The 22309-nt window shown below is 67.7% G+C and carries 19 protein-coding genes; 6 read left to right on the top strand and 13 right to left on the bottom strand.

Features of this window, described 5'->3' with window-relative positions; genetic code table 11:
- Position 1 precedes the first annotated feature (1 nt).
- The 6 genes from IP92_RS05480 to IP92_RS05455 all read right to left on the bottom strand — a co-directional run bounded on the left by IP92_RS05480 (position 2) and on the right by IP92_RS05455 (position 5201).
- Entirely contained in the window at positions 2-433 is a 432-nt protein-coding gene (locus IP92_RS05480; protein ID WP_199271904.1) for a MaoC family dehydratase, read from the bottom strand.
- A gap of 2 nt (positions 434-435) precedes the next feature.
- Complete coding sequence (gene fabI, locus IP92_RS05475) at positions 436-1200, bottom strand: enoyl-ACP reductase FabI (protein ID WP_145873529.1); 765 nt, start codon at positions 1198-1200, stop codon at positions 436-438.
- A 16-nt stretch (positions 1201-1216) separates the two neighbouring features.
- On the bottom strand, positions 1217-2716 hold the full coding sequence (locus tag IP92_RS05470) for an AMP nucleosidase (protein ID WP_371860886.1): 1500 nt from the start codon (positions 2714-2716) through the stop codon (positions 1217-1219).
- Between the two features lie 84 nt (positions 2717-2800).
- The gene (locus tag IP92_RS05465) at positions 2801-3499 is read right to left on the bottom strand and encodes a dienelactone hydrolase family protein (protein ID WP_145873527.1); all 699 of its coding nucleotides are present in this window, start codon (positions 3497-3499) and stop codon (positions 2801-2803) included.
- 19 nt (positions 3500-3518) lie between these two features.
- Entirely contained in the window at positions 3519-4031 is a 513-nt protein-coding gene (locus tag IP92_RS05460) for a BCAM0308 family protein (protein WP_145873526.1), read from the bottom strand.
- A 210-nt stretch (positions 4032-4241) separates the two neighbouring features.
- Entirely contained in the window at positions 4242-5201 is a 960-nt protein-coding gene (locus IP92_RS05455; protein ID WP_199271905.1) for a ribose-phosphate diphosphokinase, read from the bottom strand.
- Between the two features lie 163 nt (positions 5202-5364).
- On the opposite strand from IP92_RS05455, the gene IP92_RS05450 reads away from it, so the two are divergent.
- Positions 5365-7683: a sensor histidine kinase gene (locus IP92_RS05450; RefSeq protein WP_145873525.1), complete on the top strand. Its 2319-nt coding sequence runs from the start codon at positions 5365-5367 to the stop codon at positions 7681-7683.
- A gap of 204 nt (positions 7684-7887) precedes the next feature.
- The gene (locus IP92_RS05445) at positions 7888-9606 is read left to right on the top strand and encodes a hypothetical protein (RefSeq protein ID WP_145873524.1); all 1719 of its coding nucleotides are present in this window, start codon (positions 7888-7890) and stop codon (positions 9604-9606) included.
- Positions 9607-9618: 12 nt separating this feature from the next.
- Here the strand turns inward: IP92_RS05445 and IP92_RS05440 are convergent, their stop codons facing one another.
- From IP92_RS05440 to IP92_RS05420, 5 genes are all read right to left on the bottom strand, one after another.
- Positions 9619-10992, bottom strand: coding sequence for an MATE family efflux transporter (locus IP92_RS05440; protein WP_145873523.1), 1374 nt, complete (start codon positions 10990-10992; stop codon positions 9619-9621).
- 100 nt (positions 10993-11092) lie between these two features.
- Entirely contained in the window at positions 11093-12037 is a 945-nt protein-coding gene (locus IP92_RS05435; RefSeq protein WP_158206689.1) for a right-handed parallel beta-helix repeat-containing protein, read from the bottom strand.
- Positions 12018-12563 carry a hypothetical protein gene (locus IP92_RS05430; protein WP_145873521.1) on the bottom strand — a complete coding sequence of 182 codons (546 nt, stop codon included), beginning with the start codon at positions 12561-12563 and terminating at the stop codon, positions 12018-12020. Before IP92_RS05430 ends, IP92_RS05435 begins: the two co-directional genes overlap by 20 nt.
- Positions 12564-12582: 19 nt before the next feature.
- Positions 12583-12912, bottom strand: a complete 330-nt coding sequence (locus IP92_RS05425) for a hypothetical protein (RefSeq protein ID WP_145873520.1) — start codon at positions 12910-12912, stop codon at positions 12583-12585.
- An 18-nt stretch (positions 12913-12930) separates the two neighbouring features.
- A complete protein-coding gene (locus IP92_RS05420) occupies positions 12931-13116 on the bottom strand; it encodes a hypothetical protein (RefSeq protein ID WP_145873519.1) in 186 nt (61 codons plus the stop codon).
- A gap of 85 nt (positions 13117-13201) precedes the next feature.
- On the opposite strand from IP92_RS05420, the gene IP92_RS05415 reads away from it, so the two are divergent.
- Both IP92_RS05415 and IP92_RS05410 read left to right on the top strand, forming a co-directional pair.
- On the top strand, positions 13202-13624 hold the full coding sequence (locus tag IP92_RS05415) for a group III truncated hemoglobin (protein WP_229418643.1): 423 nt from the start codon (positions 13202-13204) through the stop codon (positions 13622-13624).
- Positions 13625-13692: 68 nt separating this feature from the next.
- Positions 13693-14514 carry a hypothetical protein gene (locus IP92_RS05410; RefSeq protein WP_145873518.1) on the top strand — a complete coding sequence of 274 codons (822 nt, stop codon included), beginning with the start codon at positions 13693-13695 and terminating at the stop codon, positions 14512-14514.
- A gap of 7 nt (positions 14515-14521) precedes the next feature.
- Here the strand turns inward: IP92_RS05410 and IP92_RS05405 are convergent, their stop codons facing one another.
- Complete coding sequence (locus IP92_RS05405; protein WP_145873517.1) at positions 14522-16699, bottom strand: CehA/McbA family metallohydrolase; 2178 nt, start codon at positions 16697-16699, stop codon at positions 14522-14524.
- Positions 16700-18937, bottom strand: coding sequence for a TonB-dependent receptor (locus IP92_RS05400; protein ID WP_145873516.1), 2238 nt, complete (start codon positions 18935-18937; stop codon positions 16700-16702).
- Between the two features lie 278 nt (positions 18938-19215).
- Between IP92_RS05400 and IP92_RS05395 the strand changes: the two genes are divergently transcribed.
- Positions 19216-21465, top strand: a complete 2250-nt coding sequence (locus IP92_RS05395; RefSeq protein WP_145873515.1) for a TonB-dependent receptor — start codon at positions 19216-19218, stop codon at positions 21463-21465.
- Positions 21466-21496: 31 nt separating this feature from the next.
- Positions 21497-22309 carry a carotenoid biosynthesis protein gene (locus IP92_RS05390; protein WP_145873514.1) on the top strand — a complete coding sequence of 271 codons (813 nt, stop codon included), beginning with the start codon at positions 21497-21499 and terminating at the stop codon, positions 22307-22309.

The following is a 22309-nucleotide window of genomic DNA, read 5'->3' as shown; positions in this document are numbered from 1 at the left end:
TTTACTTCGGCAGCTGCACGACGGCCTCGCCGTCCAGCACCACCGCGTCGTGCACGATGCACTGCGTGTGCAGCCTGGCACGGCGCTTCTCCGGGATCAGCTCGACCACCGTGGCTTTCGCATACACGGTTTCGCCCACGTGCACGGGCGCCTTGAACGACAATGTCTGGCTCACGTACAGGCACCCTGGCCCCGGCAGCTTCGTGCCGATCACCGTCGACAGCAGGCTGGCCGTCAGCATGCCATGCACGATGCAGCCGCCGAACACGGTGGTGCGGGCGTATTCCTCGTTCAGGTGCATCGGGTTGGTATCGCCGGACACGCCGGAGAAGTTGCGCAGGTCCGTGTCCGTGATCGTCCGGCTGTAGACGGCGGACATGCCGACTTCCAGTTCTTCGAAGCGGTAGCCGTTCAGTTCGCGGGGGTCGACCATGTTCATCCTTTCACGTTGTAGCCGGCATCGACGTAGATCGTCTGGCCGCTGACCTGGCGCGCGTTGTCGGACACGAGAAACGCGGCCATCTCGCCGATCTGCTCCAGCGTCACGAGCTGGTGCAGCGGCGCGCGACTGGCCGCCTCTTCCATCAGCTTGTCGAAGTGGGCCAGGCCGGACGCCGCGCGGGTGGCGACCGGGCCGGCCGACAGCGCGTTGACGCGGATACCGCGCTCGCCCAATTCCGCCGCCAGGTAGCGCATGCTCGCCTCCAGCGCCGCCTTGACGGGGCCCATCAGGTTGTAATGCGTGACGACCTTCTCGGCGCCGTAATAGCTCATCGTCAGGATCGATCCGCCACCCTGCATCAGCGGTTCGGCCGCCTTGGCGAGCCGCATCAGCGAGTGGCACGACACGTCCATCGCCTGCGCGAAGCCGGCGGCGCTGCAGTCGACCACGCGGCCCTGCAGGTCGGCCTTCGGTGCGAAGGCGATCGAGTGCAGCACGAAGTCCAGCCGGCCCCACCGCGCGGCGATCGCCGCGAACAGCGCGTCCTGCTCGGCCGGCTGCGTGACGTCGAGCTTCATGCACAGCGGCGCGTCCAGCGCATCCGCCAGCGGCTGCACGTAACCCTTCGCCTTGTCGTTCAGGTACGTCACCGCCAGCTCGGCGCCGTGGGCGCGCAATGCCCGCGCACAGCCCCAGGCGATACTGGCATCGTTGGCGATGCCGACGACGAGACCTTTTTTCCCATCGAGCGTGCCCATGTCGGTGCTCCCCCGGTTATTGGAACGCCACCTCGGCAAAGCTGCGCAACTTCCGGCTGTGCAGCCGGTCCACGCCCAGCGCGCGCAGCAGTTCCAGCGCGCGGATGCCGATGCGCAGGTGCTGGTCGACGCGGTCGCGGTAGAACTGGTTCGCCATGCCGGGCAGCTTGATTTCGCCGTGCAGCGGCTTGTCCGACACGCACAGCAAGGTGCCGTACGGGACGCGGAAGCGGAAGCCGTTCGCGGCGATCGTCGCGCTTTCCATGTCCAGCGCCACCGCGCGGCTTTGCGAGAAGCGCCGCTCCGGCGTGCGCTGCGGCAGCAGTTCCCAGTTGCGGTTGTCCGTGCTGGCCACGGTGCCGGTGCGCAGCACGCGCTTCAGGTCGTGGCCCGTCAGCTGCGTGACCTCGGCCACCGCGCCTTCGATCGCCACCTGCACCTCGGCCAGCGCGGGCACGGGCACCCACAGCGGCAGGTCCTCGTCAAGCACGTGGTCTTCGCGCACGTAGCCGTGCGCCAGCACGTAGTCGCCCAGCTGCTGCGTGTTGCGCAGGCCGGCGCAGTGGCCCAGCATCAGCCATGCATGCGGGCGCAGTACCGCCACGTGATCCGTGATCGTCTTCGCGTTGGCGGGGCCCACGCCGATGTTGATCATGCTGATGCCGCTGCCGTCCGCGCGCACCAGGTGATAGCCCGGCATCTGCGGCAGGCGCAGCGGCGGCGCGCCCAGCGCGTCGCCCGGCTGCGGCTCCTGGCCCGCGCGGCGCGTGACGAGGTTGCCCGGTTCGACGAAGGCCACGTACGCATCGTCGTCGCTGGCCGGCTCGCGGCTCATGATCGCGTGCCCCAGGCGCACGAATTCGTCGATGTAGAACTGGTAGTTTGTGAACAGCACGAACTTCTGGAAGTGCTCCGGCGACGTGCCCGTGTAATGGCGCAGGCGCTGCAGCGAGTAGTCGACGCGCGGCGCCGTGAACAGCGACAGCGGCAGCGGCGTGCCGGGCGGCGGGTCGTACGTGCCGTTGGCGATGCCGTCGTCCATCGCGGCCAGGTTCGGCAGGTCGAACACGTCGCGCATCAGCGCGCGCCGCTCGGCCGGCATGTTGCCTTCGATGTGATCGTGCTCGGCGAACGAGAAGTGGATCGGGATCGGCTGGGCGGACAGGCCCACTTCGATCTGCACGTGCTGCGCGCCGTGGTTCTTCAACAGCAGCCGGAACTGCTCGTGATAGTAGCGCGCGAACAGGTCGGGCCGCGTCAGCGTCGTTTCATAGGTGCCGGGACCTTCCACGAAACCATAGGACAGCCGCGAGTCGGCGCGCGCGAACGTTTCCGTCTGCACGCGCACGAACGGGTAGCAGGCGCGCACGTGCGCCGGCGTCTCGCCTTCGACGAAGCGCTGCAGCGCCTCGCGCAGGTGGCGGATGCTGCCGTCGTAGATTTCCTGTACGCGGGCCAGCGCGGCGGCCGGATCGTCGAACCGTTCGGGGGACACGAAGGGGCGGGTGGACACGATGGACTCCTATGCTTTTTTGCCATCGTATCATGGGGCGGAAGGACGCGTTCGCCAACGCGACGCGAGCTCAGGGGTGCGGCGCCGTCACCCGGGCAGCAGCGGGGTCAGGTGCCGCACGAACCAGTCGCGCGCCAGCGCGGCGGCCTGTTCCAGCGTGCCCGGTTCGTTGAACAGGTGGGTGGCGCCGGGCACGATCGCCAGCTCGTGCGGGCAGCGCAGCGCGGCCGCGGCCGCCTCGTTCAACCGGATCACTTCATGGTCGTGGCCGCCGACGATCAGCAGCACCGGTGCGGCGACCCCGGCCAGCGCGGTGGCGCCGGCCAGGTCGGGCCGGCCGCCCCGCGAGACGACGGCGGCGATGTCGCCGCCCCGCTCCGCCGCCAGCCGCAGCGCCGCACCGGCACCCGTGCTGGCGCCGAACAGGCCGATCGGCAGCTGCTCAGTGCGCTCGTCGAGCCGCAGCCACGTGCAGGCGGCATCCAGGCGCTCGGCCAGCAGGCCGATGTCGAAGCGGGCCGCGCTGTCGCGGTCCTCGTCCGGGGTCAACAGGTCCAGCAGCAACGTGGCGCAACCGGCCGCGCGCAGCACCTCGGCCACGTAGCGGTTGCGCGGGCTGTGGCGGCTGCTGCCGCTGCCGTGCGCGAACAGCACGACGCCGCGCGGGACCGCGCCGGGTCCGGCGGACCATGCGGCATCCGGCAGCGCCAGCGTGCCAGGCAGCGCCGGCGCGCCGCCGACCAGCACCTCCGATTCGTTCCCGCCGCCACCGCTCGCCGTTGCCATCGCTGCCTCCCCGCCGCGCTCAATGGCGCCAGCGCATCCTGATCAGGAATTCTTCCCGGTTGAAGTGGCCGTCCAGCTCGCCGCCGTGCCGGCGCCGCAGTTCCTGGGCGATGTCGTGGGCCAGTTCCACGTCCGTCGTCGTCACCAGCAGCCGGCCGCCGACCTCCTCCATCGCCATCACGCGGCGCATCGGGTGCGCGGTGCGGGCAAGGTGGGCATAGCGGGCGATCTCCTCCTCCAGCTCGTCGCGATGCGTGCTGGCGTACGGCCCTTCCAGGGTCACATAGCCGGCCGGTACGTTGTCGTCGGTACGGTGGCAAGCCACGCACCGCACCCGTGACGCGTGGGGCGGCGCCGGGCCCCAATGCCACGTGCCGCCCGCGTAGACGGCACCGCAATGGCCGCAGACGGCCGGGTCGGACAGCGCACCGCGCTCCTGGTACGGATCGGCCACCCCGTCCGGCGCGGCAAGCGATGCCTCGGCGGGTGGGCTGGCGGTGGCGGGGCGGCCGGGACGTTGCGGCGTGGTCATTGTGAAGACAATAAAGGACAGTTGGATGTGGGCGAGGTTCGAGCCAGGGGCGAGCCAGGTTCGAGCCAGGCCCCACGGCCGATGGTTTTCATTATGTGCGGCGCCTGCGCGGGTAGAAAGCGGGAAGCCGCCGTCTATTTGATCGCGCGCAAACAGTGTGGCGTGCAGCGCTGCGGCCGCTCTCCACGGCCACCGCGCCGCTGTGGCAGCTCAGCCCGGCATCGGCACGCCGTCGTGCAGCGAGCGGATGGCCTGCGCGAACAGCGCGCTGCTGTCGAGCACGGTGAACAGGCCGCCGGCACGGGCGCCGTCGTGCACCGTGTCCGCCACGGCGCCGCCGTCCAGGCCCGCGTCGGCCAGCACGTTCGCGGCCGGGCCGGCAAACACGGCATGCGTGGCGGCGGCCAGCACCCGCGCGGCGCCGTGCTCGCGGCTGGCACGCAGCGCCCGCGCCATCGTGTGGCCCGTGCCGATGATATCGTCGACGACGATCGCCACCTTGCCTGCCACGTCGCCGGCCATCAGGTCGCCCGTCAGCGTGCTGCCGTGGCGGTGCTTCTCGACGAAGGCCAGCGCCACCGGCCTGCCGGCCTCCTGCGCCAGCGCCTGGCGCAGCCGCTCGGCGCGGCGGATGCCGCCGCCATCCGGGGCCACCACGCACACGTCAGCGTCGCGCGCCAGCGGCGCGAAGTGGCTGGCGAACAGCGCGGTGCCGTCCAGGTGCAGCGTGCGGCAGCGGAACGCGTTCTGGAACGCGGCGAGGTTGTGCACGTCGATCGTCACCACCGCGTCGGCCCCGGCCGCCTCCAGCAACGTAGCCACGTAGCGCACCGTGAGCGGCTCGCCTTCCTGCTGCCGGCTGTCCTGGCGGGCGAACGCCAGGTACGGCAACGCGACGGTGACGCGGCTGGCGCCCGTGTCGCGCAGCGCCGCGACAAAGAACAGCAGCCGGCACAGGCGTTCGCCGCTGGAATGCCCGGCGGCGCCGGCCAGCGAGTGGACCACGCACGCATGGCCGCCGCGCACGGAGGCCGGGGCGCGGACGACGTGCTCGCCGTCCTCGAAATCCTTCTCTTCATGGGTGGCAAGGGCAATGCCGAGGTGGCGCGCGACGCGCTGGCCGAACGGTGCGCTGCCGGCCAGCGCGAACAGGTGCAGGGGTGCGTTCATCAGGTGGATGGCGAAAGTGGCAATACTGCCATTGTAGATGCAAGCGCGCGCACGGCAATCGTGCGCGGCCGTTCGGCAGCTTGCAGGCCGCATGGGGGTGACCGATTGTTGATAATATGCGAGCTCCAGCGCCGTACCCGCAAGGTACAGAACAGCGGGTGACATGACAGCCGATCCAACCACTACCGACATTCTCATCCTCGGCCACGCGCCGCGCGCGCACGACTGGCTGCGCACCCTGCCCTTCCCCGTGCGGGCCGCGACCGATGCGCACCTGGCCGCCGCGCAGCCGTGGAACGGCGTGCGCCTGATCCTGTGCGCGCCCGGCGTCGACCCGGCCCTGCTGGCCGCGCTGCGCACCCGCCCGGCGCTGCAGGATTGCGCGATGGTGGCGCTGTCGCCGGCCGCCGACGACGGCCGGGTGGAATTCGACGACGTGATCGACCTGGCCAGCGCCAGCGCGGAAGCCTTCGCCGCCCGCGTGCTGGCCACGCTGAACGGCGCCCGCGTGCGGGCCCGCCGCAACTCGCGCTACCGCCTGCTGCAGCAGATCGACGATACGTTCCGCCACCTGGACGACCCGCGCCAGATCGCGCTGGCCGCCGCCGGCCTGCTGGGCCGCCACCTGCGCGTGAACCGCTGCGCGTTCGCCGACGTGGAAGCGGACGAGGACACCTTCAACCTGACCGGCGACTACACCCATGGCGTGCCCAGCATCGTTGGCCGCTACCGCTTCGCGCAGTTCGGGCACGCGTGCCTGGCGGCGATGCGCCAGGGCGAACCGTGGGTCGTCGAGGATTCGGAAAGCGACGCGCGCACCCATGAGAGCCTGTCCAGCTACCGGCTGACGGGCATCCGCGCCGTGATCTGCGTGCCGGTGCGCAAGGATGGCCGCTTCGTCGCGGCGATGGCCGTGCACGAACTGGCGCCGCGGCGCTGGCGCACCGACGAGGTGTCGCTGCTGACGGCGGTGGCCGAGCGCTGCTGGGAATCGATCGAACGGGGGCGCATCGCCCGCGTGCTGCAGGCCCGCGACGCGCGCTACCGCACGCTGGTCGAGACGATGTCCGCCGTCGTGTGGCACATGGACGGCGCCGGCATGCATCCCGGCGAAAACCCCAGCTGGTCGGCGTTCACGGGCCAGCTGCCGGAGGAATACGCGGGCAACGGCTGGATGGATGCGCTGCATCCGGAAGACCGCGCACCGGCGGCGGCGGCGTGGCAGTCGGCGATCACGCACGGCCACCCGTACGTGGCGGCCTACCGGCTGCGCCGCCACGACGGCGCCTACCGCCACATGCTGTCGCGCGGCGCGGCCGTCTCCAGCGACGCGGCGAACGTCGAATGGGTGGGCAACTGCCTGGACGTGACGGACATGCGCAACGCCCAGGAAGCGCTGCGGGTCGCCAACGCGCGGCTGCAGTTCACGCTCGATTCGGCGCAGATCGCCGACTGGGTGTACGACCCGCAGCGGCGCCGCATCGGCGGCTCGGCGCGGCTGGCGCGCCTGATCGGCTGCGACGAGACGCGCGAGGAATGGGACGTGGACAGCGTGGCCGGCCGCATCCACCCGGACGACCGGGCGCGCCTGACGGACAGCTTCCGCGCCGCGCTGGAGGCGGGCCGGCCGTGGCGCGACGAATGCCGCATCACGGCGCCGGACGGGCGCGAACGCTGGGTCGCCGCGCACGGCAGCCGTTACAGCGACGACGCGGCGGCCGGCTGGCGCCTGCTCGGCATCGTCTACGACATCACGGCGCACAAGCGCTCGGAGCAGGCGCTGCGCGAGGCCGACGCCCGCAAGGACGAGTTCCTGGCGATGCTGGCGCACGAGCTGCGCAACCCGCTGGCGCCGATCGGCGCGGCCGCCCAGGTCCTGGCGGTGGCGGGCGACGACCCGGCCAAGACCGCGATGGCGGGCGCCGTGATCGGCCGCCAGGTGCGCCACATGGCGGGGCTCGTCGACGACCTGCTGGACGTCTCGCGCGTCAAGCGCGGCCTGGTGCGGCTGGACAAGCGCCGCTGCGACATGGCGGCCGTGCTGGCCGCCGCGCTGGAGCAGGTGCGCCCGCTGGCGGAACGGCGCGGCCACGACGTCGCCGTCAGCCTGCCGGAGCGGGAAGCCATCGTGTTCGGCGACGAGAAGCGCCTCGTGCAGGTGGTGGCGAACCTGCTCAACAACGCCGTCAAGTACACGCCGGACCGCGGCCATATCGCCCTCTCCCTGGCGCGCCAGGGCAGCGCGGCCGTCGTGACGGTGCGCGACGACGGCGTGGGCATGAGCGCGGAGTTCATCGAGCGCGCGTTCGACGTGTTCGCCCAGGCCGACCAGAGCATCGCCCGTTCGCAGGGCGGCCTGGGCCTGGGCCTTGCGCTGGCGCGCAGCTTGGTCGGCGCGCACGGCGGCGCGATCGAGGCCTTCAGTGACGGCGCCGGCAAGGGCGCGACGTTCGTCGTGACGTTGCCGCTGGCCGAGGACTGAAGCATATCCGGTGCATGCGTGGATCCTCGAACGGTGTATTGGCCAACATGAGTACTGCCGAAGGCAATCGCCATACGAAACCCATAGCAGTAGCATTCCGTCGTGGCCTTCCGATCAGAGCGAAGCCCATGCATACGATTACTTGTCACTAGACCTATGCTTATTTACTTGGACCCGGCACTGCTAGTGCGGCCAGAATGGGACTTGCTTAAGGCTTTCCTTCGCCAGCCATTTAGCGCGCAGAGTTGTGAGCGTGTTGACAAAGAACTGCCGAACCTCGCTCGAGCCTATCGTACGCTGGCTGAAACACGCGCAACATGGGCTGGCGCCTTACCTCTCACCCAGGTAGAGAAACCAACCGAGGTCTTCATGCCTGTGCAACCGCATGGGCCAGGCCTGCCGCCCCAGATACCTGAATCGCTGCTCACGGCTCAGATTATTCTGCTAGAAGAAGCGCTGCGCGATGACGCTGCTTGGCAGCGCCGCCGGGCATCGAATGGCGCGACACCTGCCGAGGCAATGCCAAGGATGAACACCGAAGCCAGTCGATTGGCTTTGAAGGCGATGGCACTGCATGAATCTGTCTTCCTTGTCCTGGCCGGACTCTTTGGTGTGCGAAACATCGGTCCACACATAGAGTTTTTCTTCACCGCGCGGGGCCTTGAGTGCCTGCGTAACCGCGTTATAACGACTCCGATGCAAGCGGACACGGAATATTCCTTACGTCAGGACCTTCTTTCGCATATCTCCAACTTGCGTAAACACGATCGGCAAGGAACCAGCAGCGTATCCGAGCTCCTGTCGCCGGCTTTGCTCGACGACTTGGCAGAACGATTCCTTGACACGTTTTTTTCAATTGGTTCCTACATGCGGCGCAGCCCTAGCGCGGCTCCATTAATCGGTGGCGCGCGTGCTATCTGTCGCTGGTTCGTGCTACTAGAGCTCGTCCGCTTGGCGGGAGAAATGACGCTTCACCCGTCCCCCGACCTCGTCGAACGCCTCAGCCTGGATCCTAGGTTGCTAACGGAGGTGTTGGCCGAACGCGCAAATGCGCTGCCATCGGACCAAGGCATACACTGCAGCGTTTCAGGGGCTCTCAGTCTCGGTACTACTGGACTGGCACATGCGATCCATTGCTGTAAGAGCGCAGTCTTGAGCGCAGCACAAGCGCGAAAGCTGGGGACAGAATTTGAAGATGGAATCAAGGCGTATGTACGCGAACAGGTTCGGGGCGATGACTACTTAGTGCGAGAAGGTTTCCAACGTAGCGCAAACGGCGCTGGCGCAATGTACGACTGCGACCTCATTCTCTACGACGTCAAACGTCGTAAAATTTTCTTCGTACAGGCGAAGTGGAAGAGAGACAGCCGTACAGCAACACTGGACGACGAACTCCATGATTGGGGAGCGAGCAACTGGCCTTTAACTAAGGGCATTGAGCGTCTTACCGCCCTACGCGCTAGGCTAGGAGAACCAGTGGTTCTGGACCAAGTTCGCGCCGCCCTAAATGACATCGAACTGCCTAAAGAGCATATTTTGGCGAACTCGCACTTCATAGTTGTGCACACGTTACCGTTTTTTAATGCATACGAAATCGAAGGGGTCGCCATTTACGAATGGAATTTACTCCGCAACCTGTTGCGGCGGGGAGAAATTCAACGCAACCGGGCGCACGAAGGACGCCCTGATCGAACGACTCCGTTGCCGCCCCACGTCAATGACACTGTCCTCGTCCTTGAAGATCCCCAACAGGTGTTAGATTACTATTGCTCAGCAGCCGGGATGGATATGACTCGCGTTGCTGATGCACTGCGGATTCGGCAAGACGCCCGTTATGGATTCGAGTGCGCCTTAGCGCAGGCCTCAATGTGGGAACGGCTGACCAATCGAAACAGGGTAAGCATCATGCGGCCATACATATGACGGCGCCTTCGGTCAGCCCCGCGGGCGCAGCTTGCGCCGCGCCGCGCGCGCATGCGGCACCCACGCCTGCACGGCCCAGCGCCGCCACATGATCAGGCCGCGGATCCACTCGTCCGCGGCGAACGCGATGTACAGCCCGGCCAACCCGAGGCCGAAGTGGATGCCCAGCACCCAGCTGCCGCCCGCCAGCACGAGCGCCATCGACGCGGCGCCCGCCAGCACGGGGAAGCGCACGTCGCCGGTGGCGCGCAGCGCGTTGATGACGACGAGGTTGAACGTGCGCCCCAGCTCGATCAGCACGCCGATCCACAGCAAGGTCCGGCCATTGGCGATGATGGCGGGATCCGTTGTGAACGCGCCCAGCAGCCAGTGCCCGCCCAGCGCGACGAGCGACGACACGGTGCCGCTGATCACGAGGCCCCGCCCCAGCGCGCCGCGCACGAGCCGGTGCGCGGCGCCGAACTCGCCCGCCCCGACCATGTGCCCGACCATGATCTCGACAGCAAACGCCGTCGACAGGCTGAACACGATCACCATGTTGCCGACCTGCTGCACGTACGCGTGCGTGGCCAGCGCCTGCGCACCCAGCGTGCCGGCCGCCGCCATCGCGGCCATGAACGACAGCCGCCACGCGATGTTCTCGGCGGCGGCCGGAATGCCGATGTGCAGCACCTCGGCCAGCTCGGCGCGCGGCAGGCGCCACCAGTCCGGCGCCGTCATGACGAGGCCCAGGTGCCGGCGCCACAGCACCAGGTGCAGCGCGAGGCCGAGCGCGCGGCTGACCGTCAGCGCCACCGCGAAGCCCGGCAGGCCGAGCGCCGGCAGCGGCCCCCAGCCATGCATCAGCGGGATCGCCAGCAGCACGTGGGTGGAGTGCATCGCCACCAGCACGATCAAGGTGTCGCGCGTGCGCAGGTGCGCCCGCATCACGGCGGCCATCGACGCGTTCCACGCATCGAACAGCAGCGCGGCCCCCAGCGTCATCAGGAACGGCACGGCCAGCGGATAGACGCCGGCCGGCGTCTGCAGCAGCCGCAGCAGCGGCCCGGCACCGGCGATCGCAACGAGCGCCGTCAGCGCGCCGATCCACGTGCTGGCGCCGACCGAGGCCAGCGCGACGCGGTCGGCCCGCGCCCGCTGCCCGCCGCCCAGGCTTTGCGTGATGACGACCCCGACGCCGGAACCGACGATGCGAAACAGCAGGAACAACGTGACGGAGATCTGGTGCGCGATCGCGAACGCGGCGCCGGCCGTGTCGGAAATATGCGCCGCCAGCGACGTGCCGACGACGCCGATGGCCACGGCGAGGATCAGTTCGACCAGCAGCGGCCAGGCGAGCGCGAAGATGTGGGGACGAGGGCTGGCGGCGGCTGGGGCGGAAGACATCACGGGCGAGGCTGGCTGAAGGAGCGACATGATACCGTGCGCGACCGTCGTGCGCATGCCACCATGCGGCTCCGCCGGGAACCTGCACGCCGCGCCCGTGTTATAGGGACGGCTTGGTATCGCTTTCGACAAAAGTGCTGACCCCGTTCACGCGCACCGCGCGGCGGTGACCGGTGATCATGTTGCCCTCGACTTTCACGTTGTCGCTGTCAAGCAGGTTGATGGCGGCGTCACCTTTTTCGAACAGGGAGCCGTCGAACTGGATCCGGTTGTTGCGCACAATAGCGTTGTCCGCGTCGCGCAGCTTGATCGCGGCATCCCATTGCTTCTTGTCGCCCTTGCCGTGCACGATGATGGTGTTGTTCTCGATGATCGTGCCCGGGCCGTAGGCGTAGAGGGCCGTATAGCCATCCACTTCGATGCGGCTGTCGCGGATGACGTTGTTGCCGCCGCCGATGACGATGCCGCGGTAGCCGGCGCGGATGTCCATGTTTTCGATGACGTGGTTGGTGGTCGTATAGCGCGGTTTCCCTTGGCCTTGCAGCCCGGTGAACGGGGTATCCTCGTATTCCGGCAGGCCTGGACCGTAATTCAGCACAGTGCCTCCGATGTGGAAACCCTCGACGTCTTTATTGCTGAGCGGAATAAACACGCCGATATTATTCACGTCCCTACCCGGAACGATAATTCTCCCATTCAGGACATACGCTCTTCGTAGCCGGCCGGAGGACCTGATGCCGACCATATCTACAGTGGCGGCAGAAACCGAGTGCCCCGACAAATCGATCCGATAGTAATCTCCGGCCGGGCTGCCCGAGTCCCTTGCCTCTTTGATTTTCAGTATGTAACTGCCCGTATAGCGCTTGGTCGAAAACGTCTCGAGATCGAAGACGTCGGTATGATGAAGGTCCTTTCCCAGGCAGTAAGTGCCAGGCCTGTCCACATATCCAGATTGATTTCGCCCTATGGAGACCAGCCGTACACTATCGCAGGCGACGGCGGTCGAGCAGCACAGCATCATCAATTTAAAAAATAGCAGCCTCATTAAACCTTTCCATTTCCGCATTTCGGCAGGATGACGCCCTTATACACTTCCTGATCAAGCTGCTTACCAGGATCCCTTCTATATCCGAGAACTTGACTTTGCTGGTGCCTGAACGCTCCATCAGCTTGGCAAAAACGGCTTCTTCCATTGCCAATGTTCTCGCTTCCCGGCCATACCAGAGCCACGGCAATTCGATTCCCACGAGAGTGCCATTATTGTACGTGTAATCCGGCCAGGAAAGGTCGTAGCCATGACCAAAACCGTTATTGATACCATAAGGGGCATTTTCCCGGTTTCGATGCGCAAAGGTGTCCATGAAAGCGTGCAGGAACTCACCGAAAAACTGCAGCTTGGCGCAGTCGTTTTCCGCCACCTTGTGCGCGTTGAACAAATTGGACAGCTGGGTGCTGTTATTTTTGTTCAGGTCAGTCTCCTTGGAGAATACGGGCTTCCCATCCTTGCCCGTTTCCCACAGCACGAAATGGTAGGTCGCCAGTTGATGGTGATTCCGCAACACGCTGCCCATCTTCGTCAGTACATTTTTCTCATCCAGCGTACGTCGCGACCAGTGCGGAGCGCTCGCCGCCGTGCCCGCGCAGGCCGCCCAGCGTCGTCACGAAGGTCAGCAAGCGCGCCGTGAGCGATGTTTGCGGCGCCGTCTTCACCATCGCCACCGGCTTGCCCTGCAGGTAGAGGTAGTGCGCCGTCACGACGCCGTTCGCATTCGCTCCGGCAACCAGGCGCTGGTCGCGGTAGATGCTGTACGTCGTCGTGGCGCGCCGTTCGGCGCCGTACACGGTCTTCGCGATGCGCTCGCCCCGCGCGTTGTAGGTGTAACGCGCCACGGGCTTGCCGTCGGCGCCGTCGATCGCCACCTGGCGCCCTGCGCTGTTTTAGGCGATGCGCCGGCTCGCGGCCCCGTCGCCGAGCACCAGCTGGGTCAGCGGCAAGCCCGCCGGATGGTGCAGCCATGCCAGCGCCGGCACCGCGTCGCCTTGCGCGGACGCGGTCAGCAGGCGGTTCGTGCCAGCCGCGTAGCGATAGCTGCGCTGTGCCTCCAGCTGGCCGGGCCGGGCCACTGAAATGGTTCTGCCACGCCGTGATCGGCCGATAGCGAAGGCACGGACCGCGGCATCCGCCGCAACGGCCCGCGTCCGCGCTAGAATGACGCACTCTCCCGCCTCACTTGCCCCGACCATGTACGCCGCCGCCGATCCCGCTTCCCTCACCCGCCTCGTCCACGAGTTCTATGCCGACGTACGCCGCGACCCGCTGCTGGCCGCCGTGTTCGGCCCCCGCCTGGGCGAGGATTGGGAGCCACACCTGGACCGCATGGTCGCGTTCTGGAGCGACGTCATGCTGGGCGTGAAAGGCTTCCAGGGTAATGTCTACGGCAAGCACATGACGCTGGACGGCGTCACGCCCGAGCACTTCCGCCGCTGGCTCGACCTGTTCGACGCGACGGCGCGCCGGCTGTTCGAGCCGCCCGTGGCCGATGAGCTGCTGCTGGTCGCGAAGCGCATCGCCGCCAGCCTGCAATATGGCTTCTTCGGCAAGGTCGAGGTGGCCGGTCCGTCGGGCACGTAACAGGATCAGTCCGCTGCTTTCCGGTTAAACGGAGTACCATCTTTCCATCAGCTGGTACGAGGTGGACGATGCCGCACATTTACAAACCGGAAGAGCACTGGAACACGGACGGCGGCTATCCTTCGGCGCTGGCCATTGGCGATTCGTGGTTCTGGTACATCAACAACAGCATGCTGGGCACGCTGGTCAATCACCCCCACCTGTCGGACGATCACCGTAACGTCCAGTTGGTAGGCTACAACGGTGCACGGTTGGCTGACTACGTCGGCGGCGGCAGGTTTGCCGACATCGTCGCGCACTTCCTGCAACCGGCCTACGCCGAGTCGTTTTCCGAGTTCTACATCAGCGGCGCCGGCAACGACGCCGTCGACGTCGGCCTGGCACTGCGGCCCGACTGTTCGGCCGCCGGCACGGCCGCCGACTGCGTCGACGACGCCAGCATGGATGAGCTGCTGGGCCGGCTGTCCGCCACGTTGCGCGAGCTGATCGCCGCGATCCGTGCCGGTACGCCGAACGGCGTGCTGCCCCGCCCCATCTTCATCCATGGCTACGACTATCCGGTGCCGGACGGCCGCGGCTTCGGATTCGGCCTGATCCACTCGGGCCCGTGGCTGGCGCCGGCGCTGGACGCGCACCGCGTGCCGCCCGACATGGCGCTGCGCGCGGCGATCGCGCAATTGCTGATCGACCGCCTGAACGAAGACGTGTTCGCGCCGCTGCACGACCCGCATGCGCACGTGATCCACATCGACAGCCGCGGCATCCTGACGCGCACCGGCGGTTACACGGACGACTGGGCCAACGAGATGCATCCGACCAATCGGGGCTTTGCGCGGATTTTCGAGGCGGCGTGGCTGCCGGCGTTGCGGGGATACGGGATCGCTCACTGAGGTGTGCTTACGGCACGCCTGCCCATACCGGATTCGTACAAGCCCGCTTCCCCGCCCCGTCCTCCACCACCAGCGCATACCACTTCGCCGGCTCCGGCTCGAACACGACACCCACCTCGCGCGGGCTGCCGGCCGGCTGGCGCGTCTCGACTACCACGCCATCGGCCACCAGCTCCACCTTGCGGATGCCGGCCAGCGCGCGCAGCGCGAACCCCAGCCGTGCGGGGCCGGGCGGCAGCCGTGTGCCGAACATCACGTCCGGCGCGATCAGCGGGCCGGCGCTGACGTAGGCATGCCCCGCCTTCAGCGCGGCCGCATATGCCGCCGCGGTGACGGGGCCGTCGAAGTGCGCGTAGGTGCGCACCCCGCCCGGTTCGCCGTTCCACACGTCGTGCGTATCGGTGCCGCCGGCCAGGTAGTGCGGCACGCCTGCGTTCCAGTCCTGCCACAGCTTGGCCAGCACCTTCGCGTCGTCGTCCGGCACGCCGGCGTTGATCTCGGCCACGTCGAAGCCGGCATCGTAGCCGCCCGGCGCCGTGCCGGCTTGTGCGCTGGCGAAGAAGCCGTACGGGATGTACGGGTGGTTGACCTGCACGACGGTGGCACCGAGCCGGCGCGCTTCCGCGAAGATCTGCTGCACGCTGGCCGTGCCCAGGTCGATTTGCAGCCGGCCGCCGGGGCCCAGCGGGTACGCGTTGAAGTGGCCCCACGACGCTGAAAACTCCATCGAGCCCAGCACCGGCACGCCGCGGCGGCGGCCGATGTCGGCCAGCACGGGCAGGTTCACCATCGTGTCGTGGTCGCTGACGAACAGCACGTCCAGTCCCGCCGCCAGCTGCGCGGCGGCGAGAGCGGCGGGCGGTGTCGATGCCTCGGCCTGGTCCGCATGGTGGTGCAGGTCCGCCGCATGCCAGCCTTGCGCGGCCGGATCGGCAAAGCGTGCCAGCCGCACGCTGGCCGTGCGCTGCGTGCCGGTGGCGACGTCCAGTTCGACGTCCTGCGGCGCATGCGTGAAGCCGTGCGACACGCGCAGCACATAGTGGCCGGGTGCCAGTTGCAAGGCCGCCCTGCCCTGGCTGTCCAGCGCCGTGAAGAACGTCTTGCGGCCCAGCCAGCCGACCAGCGGCTGCTGGCCCGCCACGACGGCGATGCGCGCAGCGAGCGGACCACGCTCGTCGGCTATGTCCAGCTGCACGCTGCCCGGCCCGGCCAGCGGAGCGAAATCGTGCTTGGCACGGCCGCGCACCCGCACCGGCACGCGGGCGCTGTCCGCATGGCCCTGCGCGCTCGCATACAACGTGTAGTCGCCGGGCGGCAGCGGCAATGTGTAGCGCCCGCGATCGGCCAGCGTCCAGCCGTACGGCACGCCATCGCGCTCGGCGACGATCACGGCGCCGTCCTGCACGGCGCCCGTCACCTTGCCGCGGGCACGGCGTACATCAGCGGTGATCACGGGCGCGAGGTCACCCCGCGCGCCCACCTGCAGGTAGCCGTGGAAGCGCCGCGTCGCGCCTGCCGCCAAGGTGTGGCGCACATACAGATCCTTCGAGCCGTATTCGACGTGGTCCGCGTAGGGCGCATGCAGCGCCACCGCGTAATCGGCGTCGTACGCCACCGTGCGGCGCGGCGCACCTGGCGGGATCGCGCCCTGTTCGGGCGCGCCCGGCACGCCGAACAGGAAGCCGCCCTTCGGCCACAGCGTGTAGCCGGAGAGCAGGTCCGGCAGCGCCGCGCCGCCATTGGTCATCGCCGTGTCGATCGCGATCCGGTCGCTGCCGTCCTCCAGCGTGTAGCGTGTGCGCACCGTTACGCCGCCCCAGTCGCGTACCGTTTCGACGACGGCGCGGCGCGGACCCCGCTCCAGCACCCTCACGCGCTGGTACGTGTTCGGCCACGCCGACCAGTTATTGGGAATGAAGTCCGCGTATACGACGCGGTCGCGGCCGATGCGGCCCTGCTGCACGGCCGCCACGTCGACCAGTGCGCCGCGCGGCACGCCGTACGGCACCGGCGAGTCGACGGCCAGCGCGAACGCCAGCCGGCCGTTGACGACGGTGATGTCGCGGGCGCCTTGCGCGTCGCCCCCTTCGATCGGCGTCGGCCCCGTCAGCACCCGTACCGCCGCCTCGGCTAGTGCGGGCGCCAAGGCGGGGATCAACAACAGCGCGGCAAGGAAGCGCCGCACTTACAGCTTGCCGCTGACCGTGAAGAACACCTGGCGCGGTGCGCCGTTCTGCAAGGTCACGGAAGTGCCCTGCGGGTCCGACGTCGAGAAGCCGTTCGTGCCGATCGAGCCGAAGTAGCTCTTGTCGAACAGGTTCGTCACGTTGACCTGGAATGTCACGTCCTTCAGCATCGCCACGGCACCGAACTTGTAGCCGGCGGCCAGGTTGGCCAGCCAGTACGACGGCACCGACGCGTCGTTCAGGTAGGTGTAGTAACGCTTGTCCGTGTACTTGGCGCCGAGGCGGGCGAAGTAGCCGTTGGCGTCGTACGCCAGCTCCGTGTTGAACATCTTCTTCGGCGCATCGACGACCTGCTTGCCGTCCGTCGCCACCAGCTTGCCGTTGTCGGTGTAGTTCGACTTGTACTGGGAGTCGTTGTACGTCGCCGTGTTGAACCACGACAGGCTCGGGGCGATCTTCCACACGGCCAGCGCTTCGATGCCGCGCGTCGCCACCTTGCCCACGTTGACGACCGTGCCGGCGCAGCCGACGATGCCGGCGCAGGTGGCGATGCCCAGCTGGCGGTCCTTGAAGTCCGCGTAGTAGACGGCGACCGAGCCCTGTACCGCGTTACGCTTGAAGCGCATGCCGAGGTCGAACGTGTTCGACGTTTCCGGCTTCAGGTTGGCGATCGACAGCGCATAGCCGGCGCGGGTCTGCGAGAACGGGCCGTTCACGCCCGGCTGGTACGAGCGCATGTTCTTTGCGCCGGAGGCGAACAGCTCGTCGTTCTGCGATAGTTGGTACGTCACGCCCACCTGCGGCAGGAATGTCTTCTTCGCCGTGATCGAGCCGTCGGCGCGGTCGCCCGACCAGGTGCGCGCATCGATGTCCACTTTCGGGCTCTTGAAGCCGGCATTGACCTTCAGGCGGCCGTCCAGCAGCGCCAGCGTGTCCTGCACGTAGAACTGGCGGGTGTCGGTCACGAACGACTGGCGAAAGCCCGTCTCCATCGGATTGTGCAGGAAGTCGTTGTGGTAGCTCCCGTCCGTCACCGCGTAGAAGTTACGAATCAGTTCATGCTTGTTGCGCTCGACCCAGACGCCGGCGTTCAACGTGTGCATGCCGATGTCCCACGTCACGTCGGCCAGCGCGCCGTTGCGGCTGATCGTGTATTCGGTGGTGCGGATCGAGATCGGCACGGCCGCGGACGTCGGCGTGTACGGCGTGTACCAGTGACCCTGGCCTTCGTTGCCGTGGTGGTAGGCGGTCAGCTTGGCCGTCAGCGCCGTGCCCAGGTTCAGGTCCAGCGTGGCGCCGCCCAGCTTGTCCTTGCGCAGGCCCTGGCCCAGGTAATAGGCGTCGTCCATGTTGTTGACGGCGCCGGAATAAATGCCCTTGGCCGCGTTGACGGCGCGCTGCCAGTCCGGGTAGTAGTTGTCCCAGTCCATGCCAAGGCGGCGTGCCGATTCCAGCGACAGGTCCTGGTAGTCCACTTCGCGGCGATCCGAATAATTGAAGAACGCGGACAGCACGTGATCGCCGATCGGCTGCTCGATCTTGCTGTTGAACTGGTCCTGGTCCTGCGGCCCGGCGCCCTTCCACTTCTCCGCGCGCATGCGGGTGCCGCTGACGTAGAACTTGGTGCCGTTGGCGAAGCGGCCGCTGTCGAAACGGATGAAGGTGCGCGACGTGTCGTCGCTGCCCAGCGTCTGCGCGGCGGACAGCGCCTGCTCGTTGGCCGGGCCCAGCGTGATGAACTGCACGGTGCCACCGAGGTTGCTGGTGGACGCGGTGCCCAGTGCGCCGGCGCCCTGCGACACGGCGACGCGGCCGATGTTCTCGGACGAGATCGCGCGCGAGATGTGCAGGCCGTTGTTGTTCCCGTAGCTCATGTCGCCCAGCGGCACGTCGTCCAGCGTGAAGCCCAGCTGGTTCTGGTTGAAGCCGCGGATCGAGAAGCGCGTCGACCATTCATAGCTGCCGAACGGGTCGGAGGACTGAAAACTCACGCCGGGCAGCTTCTCCAGCGTCTTCAACGGGCTGGTGCCGGGCGCCGCCTGCTGCAGGTCGGCGCGCGTGATGTTCTGCACCTGGCGCGACTGGCCCGTGCCCGTCACCTCGACGATCGCCATCGGCGGCGCGCCGGCCGGATCGGGTGCCGGGTCGGCAGGGTCCGCGGCGTGCGCGTACGCGTGCAGGGCCGACAGCGTCAGCAGGCAGAGAGGTTTCAGGCGAAGGCGGAACGTAGGCTGCATCGGGATCTTTCTCGGGCTGGGTTGACGAACTGAAAACAGTGCCGGATGGTAAAGATTCGATGTGACGGCGCCGTGACAGCCCGTTGACATGCAGATGACAAGTGGCCCCCGCACGACACCGGCAACTTTTTACAAAGCCCGGGGCCGCCTCCCACTATTTCTTGGTTACATGACCTGTTAGACTTGCGGATTGTTGACCTTGCCGCAATACAAATTAACAATCGGCCACTCTACAGTAGCCGGCGGCAGCCTGTTCCTCCAAAACTGAAAGAGAAGTAATGCAAGACCGTCGGGGTATTCCCACCATGCTGGCGAGCCTTGTGGCCGCCGTTTGCTCGAACGCCGTCCACGCCCAGGCCGGGAGCGACACTGCCGAAGCGCCGCAGGAGGTGCTCGTCACCGCGCAGCGCACCGCGGCGCCTGAATCGAAAACGCCGGTCGCGATGACCGTGCTGACCGGCGACATGCTGCGCGCGATCGGTGCCGACACGGCGGGCGAGCTGGCCAAGCGCCTGCCGAACGTGCACCTGGATGGCGCGGCCGATGGCCTGAAGATCACGATCCGCGGCGTGACGAATGCCGATGCGACCGACAAGGGCGACCCGTCCGCCGCGTTCATGCTGGACGGGATCTATCTCGCCCGGCCGCAGAACCAGAACCAGTTGCTGCTCGACGTGGACCGCATCGAAGTGCTGCGCGGCCCGCAAGGCACGCTGTACGGCCGCAACACGACGGCCGGCGCCATCAACGTCATCACGCGCACGCCGCAGCAGCGCCTCGAAGCGGAGTTCGGCGTGGAAGCGGGCAACTACGGCATGCGCAAGGCGAACGGCATGCTGAACGTGCCCGTAACCAGCGCGCTGGCGCTGCGCGCCGCCGTCGCCGTCGACCGCCACGACTCCTACCTGAACAACGGCCAGGGCACGGGTTACGCGCTGGGCCAGGACCGCGACAACCGCGCCGCGCGGCTGTCCGCGCAGCTGGCCATCGGCCCGGCCGCGACGCTCTTGATACGCTACGACCACAGCACCAACGACTACAACCCGGACACGTTCGTGGCCGACACGAACTTCTACCGGAACGTCGGCACTGGCAGACCCGGCGGCAACCCCGTCTGGTACGGCGCGCCGGCCGGCGAGCGGCTGACCAACCGCTTCATGCCGCCCAATGCGCCGCTCGAGCAGGGCTGGGGCCACAACAGCACGTCCGGCGTCGGCGCCGAATTCACGTGGGACCTGGGCCCGGCCACGCTGTACTACCTGGGCGCGCACCGCGAGTTCGACCTCGACTTCCTGACCAATTACATCTACCGGGTGCCGGCCGTGGCCACGCTGGGCGTGCGCGAAAACTTCAGCGGCGGCCAGCGGCAGGATTCGCACGAGCTGCGCATCGCCACGAACGGCGAGCGCACCGTGTCCGCGCAGGCGGGCCTGTACTGGTTCCGCGAGCGCTCGCATTCGGACTACACGTTCCGCGACCTAACGCCGATCGGCCTGCCGCCCTACTACACGTTCCCGACCGATCCGACGATCGCGAAGAGCCGCGCCGCCTTCGGCCAGCTGACGTGGCGCGTGACGCCGGCCCTGCGCGCCACGGCCGGCCTGCGCTACACGACGGACGAGAAGTCCCGCGTCGGCGCCACCCGCTACCAGCAGGGCCCCGTGTTCAACCCGGCGACGGACCTGGAACAGCCCAATGCCGCGCTGATCGAGACGGACAAGCGCACCTGGCGCCTCGGCCTCGACTACGACCTGACCGCCGCCACCTTCGTCTACGGCACCATCGCCACCGGCTACAAGGCGGGCGGCTTCAATGACGGCTGCCTGTTTGGCGTCACGACCTTTGGTGTGCATTGCCCCGCCGCCGCCGCGGTGCCGGCCGCGAACCTGTTCTACCAGCCGGAAACGCTGAAGTCGTACGAGGTGGGCGCGAAGACGCGCTTCTGGCGCAACCGCGCCAGCCTGAACGCGGCCGCATTCAAGTACGACTACACGAACCTGCAACTCTCCGGCAGCGCCATCATCGGCGGCGCGCCACGCTTCATCACGTCGAACGCCGGCGTGGCCAGCGTGCGCGGGCTGGAACTGGACGGCGCCGTGCAAGCCACCGCGGACGACCGCTTCACGTACGGCCTGACCTTGCTCGATGCCCACTACGTGTCGTACACCCCGGTTCCCGGCCGCTCGTGGGCGGACCGCAAGCTCGATCGGGCGCCGGCCCACGTGCTGTCGGCCGGCTACGAACGGCGCGTGCGCCTGGCCGGCGGCGAGGTGCGTGCCGGCGTCACGGCGCGGCGCAGCGCGGCCTACTTCATCTCGGTGCCGTCGACGTTGACGCAGTACCAGGTGCCGGCGATGAGCAACGTCGATGCGACGCTGTCGTACCGGCCGCTGGACGCGGCATGGAGCGTGGCCGCGTATGGCCGCAACCTGGGCAACAAGATCGCCCCTGTCACGATCGACAGCTTCGGCATGGCCGTGCCGGGCGCGCCGCGCACGTACGGCGTGCGGGTCGATTACCGCTACTGAACATAATAAATTCAATAAAACCGGGAGAACCATGAAACGCCATCTGCCGCTGATCAGCGCCGCCCTGCTGGCCGCCTTCCTCGCCGTGCTGGTGCTGCGCGGCTTTGCCGAGACGACGCTGCTGCTGATTCTGAGTTCGCTGTTCATGTTTGCCGCCAGCGCGGCGAGCGCCGTGCACCTGCTGGGCGGGCGCGCCACGCTGCGCTTCGTGCTGATCGCCGTCGTCACCGGCTGGCTGGCCGAGCAGCTGGGGTCCTCGTACGGCTGGTTCTTCGGCGACTACACGTACACCGAGGTGCTGGGCCCGCGCGTGGGCGACGTGCCGATCGTGATTCCGCTGATGTGGTTCGGGCTGACCTATGGCGCCTATGTGATCGCCAACCTGATCGTCTGGCAGGCGCCGGTCGACCGTTCGGAGGGCACCGGCTGGATGCTGGTCCTGGCGCTGCTGGCCGCGCTGATCGTCACGTCGTGGGACCTGGCCGCCGACCCGTACTTCGTCCGTACGTTGAAGGCCTGGATCATGGAAAAGCAGGATGGCTGGTGGTTCGGCGAAACGCTGCAGGGCTTCGTCGGCTGGGCCGGCGTGTCGTTCGCGATCATCCTGGCGTTCCGGCTGACGCTGCGCCGCGCGCCGATCGCGCCGGCCCTGCCGGCCGCGCGCCGCCACGTGCTGGTACCGCTGGCGATCTACGGCGGCTCGCTGGTGTTCCAGGTGGCGCTGGTCGAGCCGGTCGAACTGCGCACCGTGGCGTTCTTCGCCCTCGGCGTGCCGCTGCTGGCTGCCGCCTGCGGCCTGGCGCGCTGGCGCGCCACCACCCCCATCACTTCCACGAGCGAGTAA

Source organism: Pseudoduganella flava (assembly GCF_007830495.1).
Classification (GTDB): Bacteria; Pseudomonadota; Gammaproteobacteria; order Burkholderiales; family Burkholderiaceae_D; genus Rugamonas; species Rugamonas flava.
The sequence above is the reverse complement of the archived record's forward strand: the minus strand, read 5'-3'. Positions and strand labels throughout refer to the sequence as shown.

What these genes read in the sequence shown, in the direction of transcription:
- IP92_RS05480 (WP_199271904.1), bottom strand. Translation starts at nt 433, where the DNA reads ATGGTCGACCCCCGCGAACTGAACGGCTACCGCTTCGAAGAACTGGAA.
- IP92_RS05465 (WP_145873527.1), bottom strand. Translation starts at nt 3,499, where the DNA reads ATGGCAACGGCGAGCGGTGGCGGCGGGAACGAATCGGAGGTGCTGGTC.
- IP92_RS05455 (WP_199271905.1), bottom strand. Translation starts at nt 5,201, where the DNA reads ATGAACGCACCCCTGCACCTGTTCGCGCTGGCCGGCAGCGCACCGTTC.
- IP92_RS05410 (WP_145873518.1), top strand. Translation starts at nt 13,693, where the DNA reads ATGCCGCACATTTACAAACCGGAAGAGCACTGGAACACGGACGGCGGC.
- fabI (WP_145873529.1), bottom strand. Translation starts at nt 1,200, where the DNA reads ATGGGCACGCTCGATGGGAAAAAAGGTCTCGTCGTCGGCATCGCCAAC.
- IP92_RS05415 (WP_229418643.1), top strand. Translation starts at nt 13,202, where the DNA reads ATGACGCACTCTCCCGCCTCACTTGCCCCGACCATGTACGCCGCCGCC.
- IP92_RS05400 (WP_145873516.1), bottom strand. Translation starts at nt 18,937, where the DNA reads ATGCAGCCTACGTTCCGCCTTCGCCTGAAACCTCTCTGCCTGCTGACG.
- IP92_RS05435 (WP_158206689.1), bottom strand. Translation starts at nt 12,037, where the DNA reads ATGAGGCTGCTATTTTTTAAATTGATGATGCTGTGCTGCTCGACCGCC.
- IP92_RS05430 (WP_145873521.1), bottom strand. Translation starts at nt 12,563, where the DNA reads ATGGGCAGCGTGTTGCGGAATCACCATCAACTGGCGACCTACCATTTC.
- IP92_RS05440 (WP_145873523.1), bottom strand. Translation starts at nt 10,992, where the DNA reads ATGTCTTCCGCCCCAGCCGCCGCCAGCCCTCGTCCCCACATCTTCGCG.
- IP92_RS05450 (WP_145873525.1), top strand. Translation starts at nt 5,365, where the DNA reads ATGACAGCCGATCCAACCACTACCGACATTCTCATCCTCGGCCACGCG.
- IP92_RS05460 (WP_145873526.1), bottom strand. Translation starts at nt 4,031, where the DNA reads ATGACCACGCCGCAACGTCCCGGCCGCCCCGCCACCGCCAGCCCACCC.
- IP92_RS05390 (WP_145873514.1), top strand. Translation starts at nt 21,497, where the DNA reads ATGAAACGCCATCTGCCGCTGATCAGCGCCGCCCTGCTGGCCGCCTTC.
- IP92_RS05395 (WP_145873515.1), top strand. Translation starts at nt 19,216, where the DNA reads ATGCAAGACCGTCGGGGTATTCCCACCATGCTGGCGAGCCTTGTGGCC.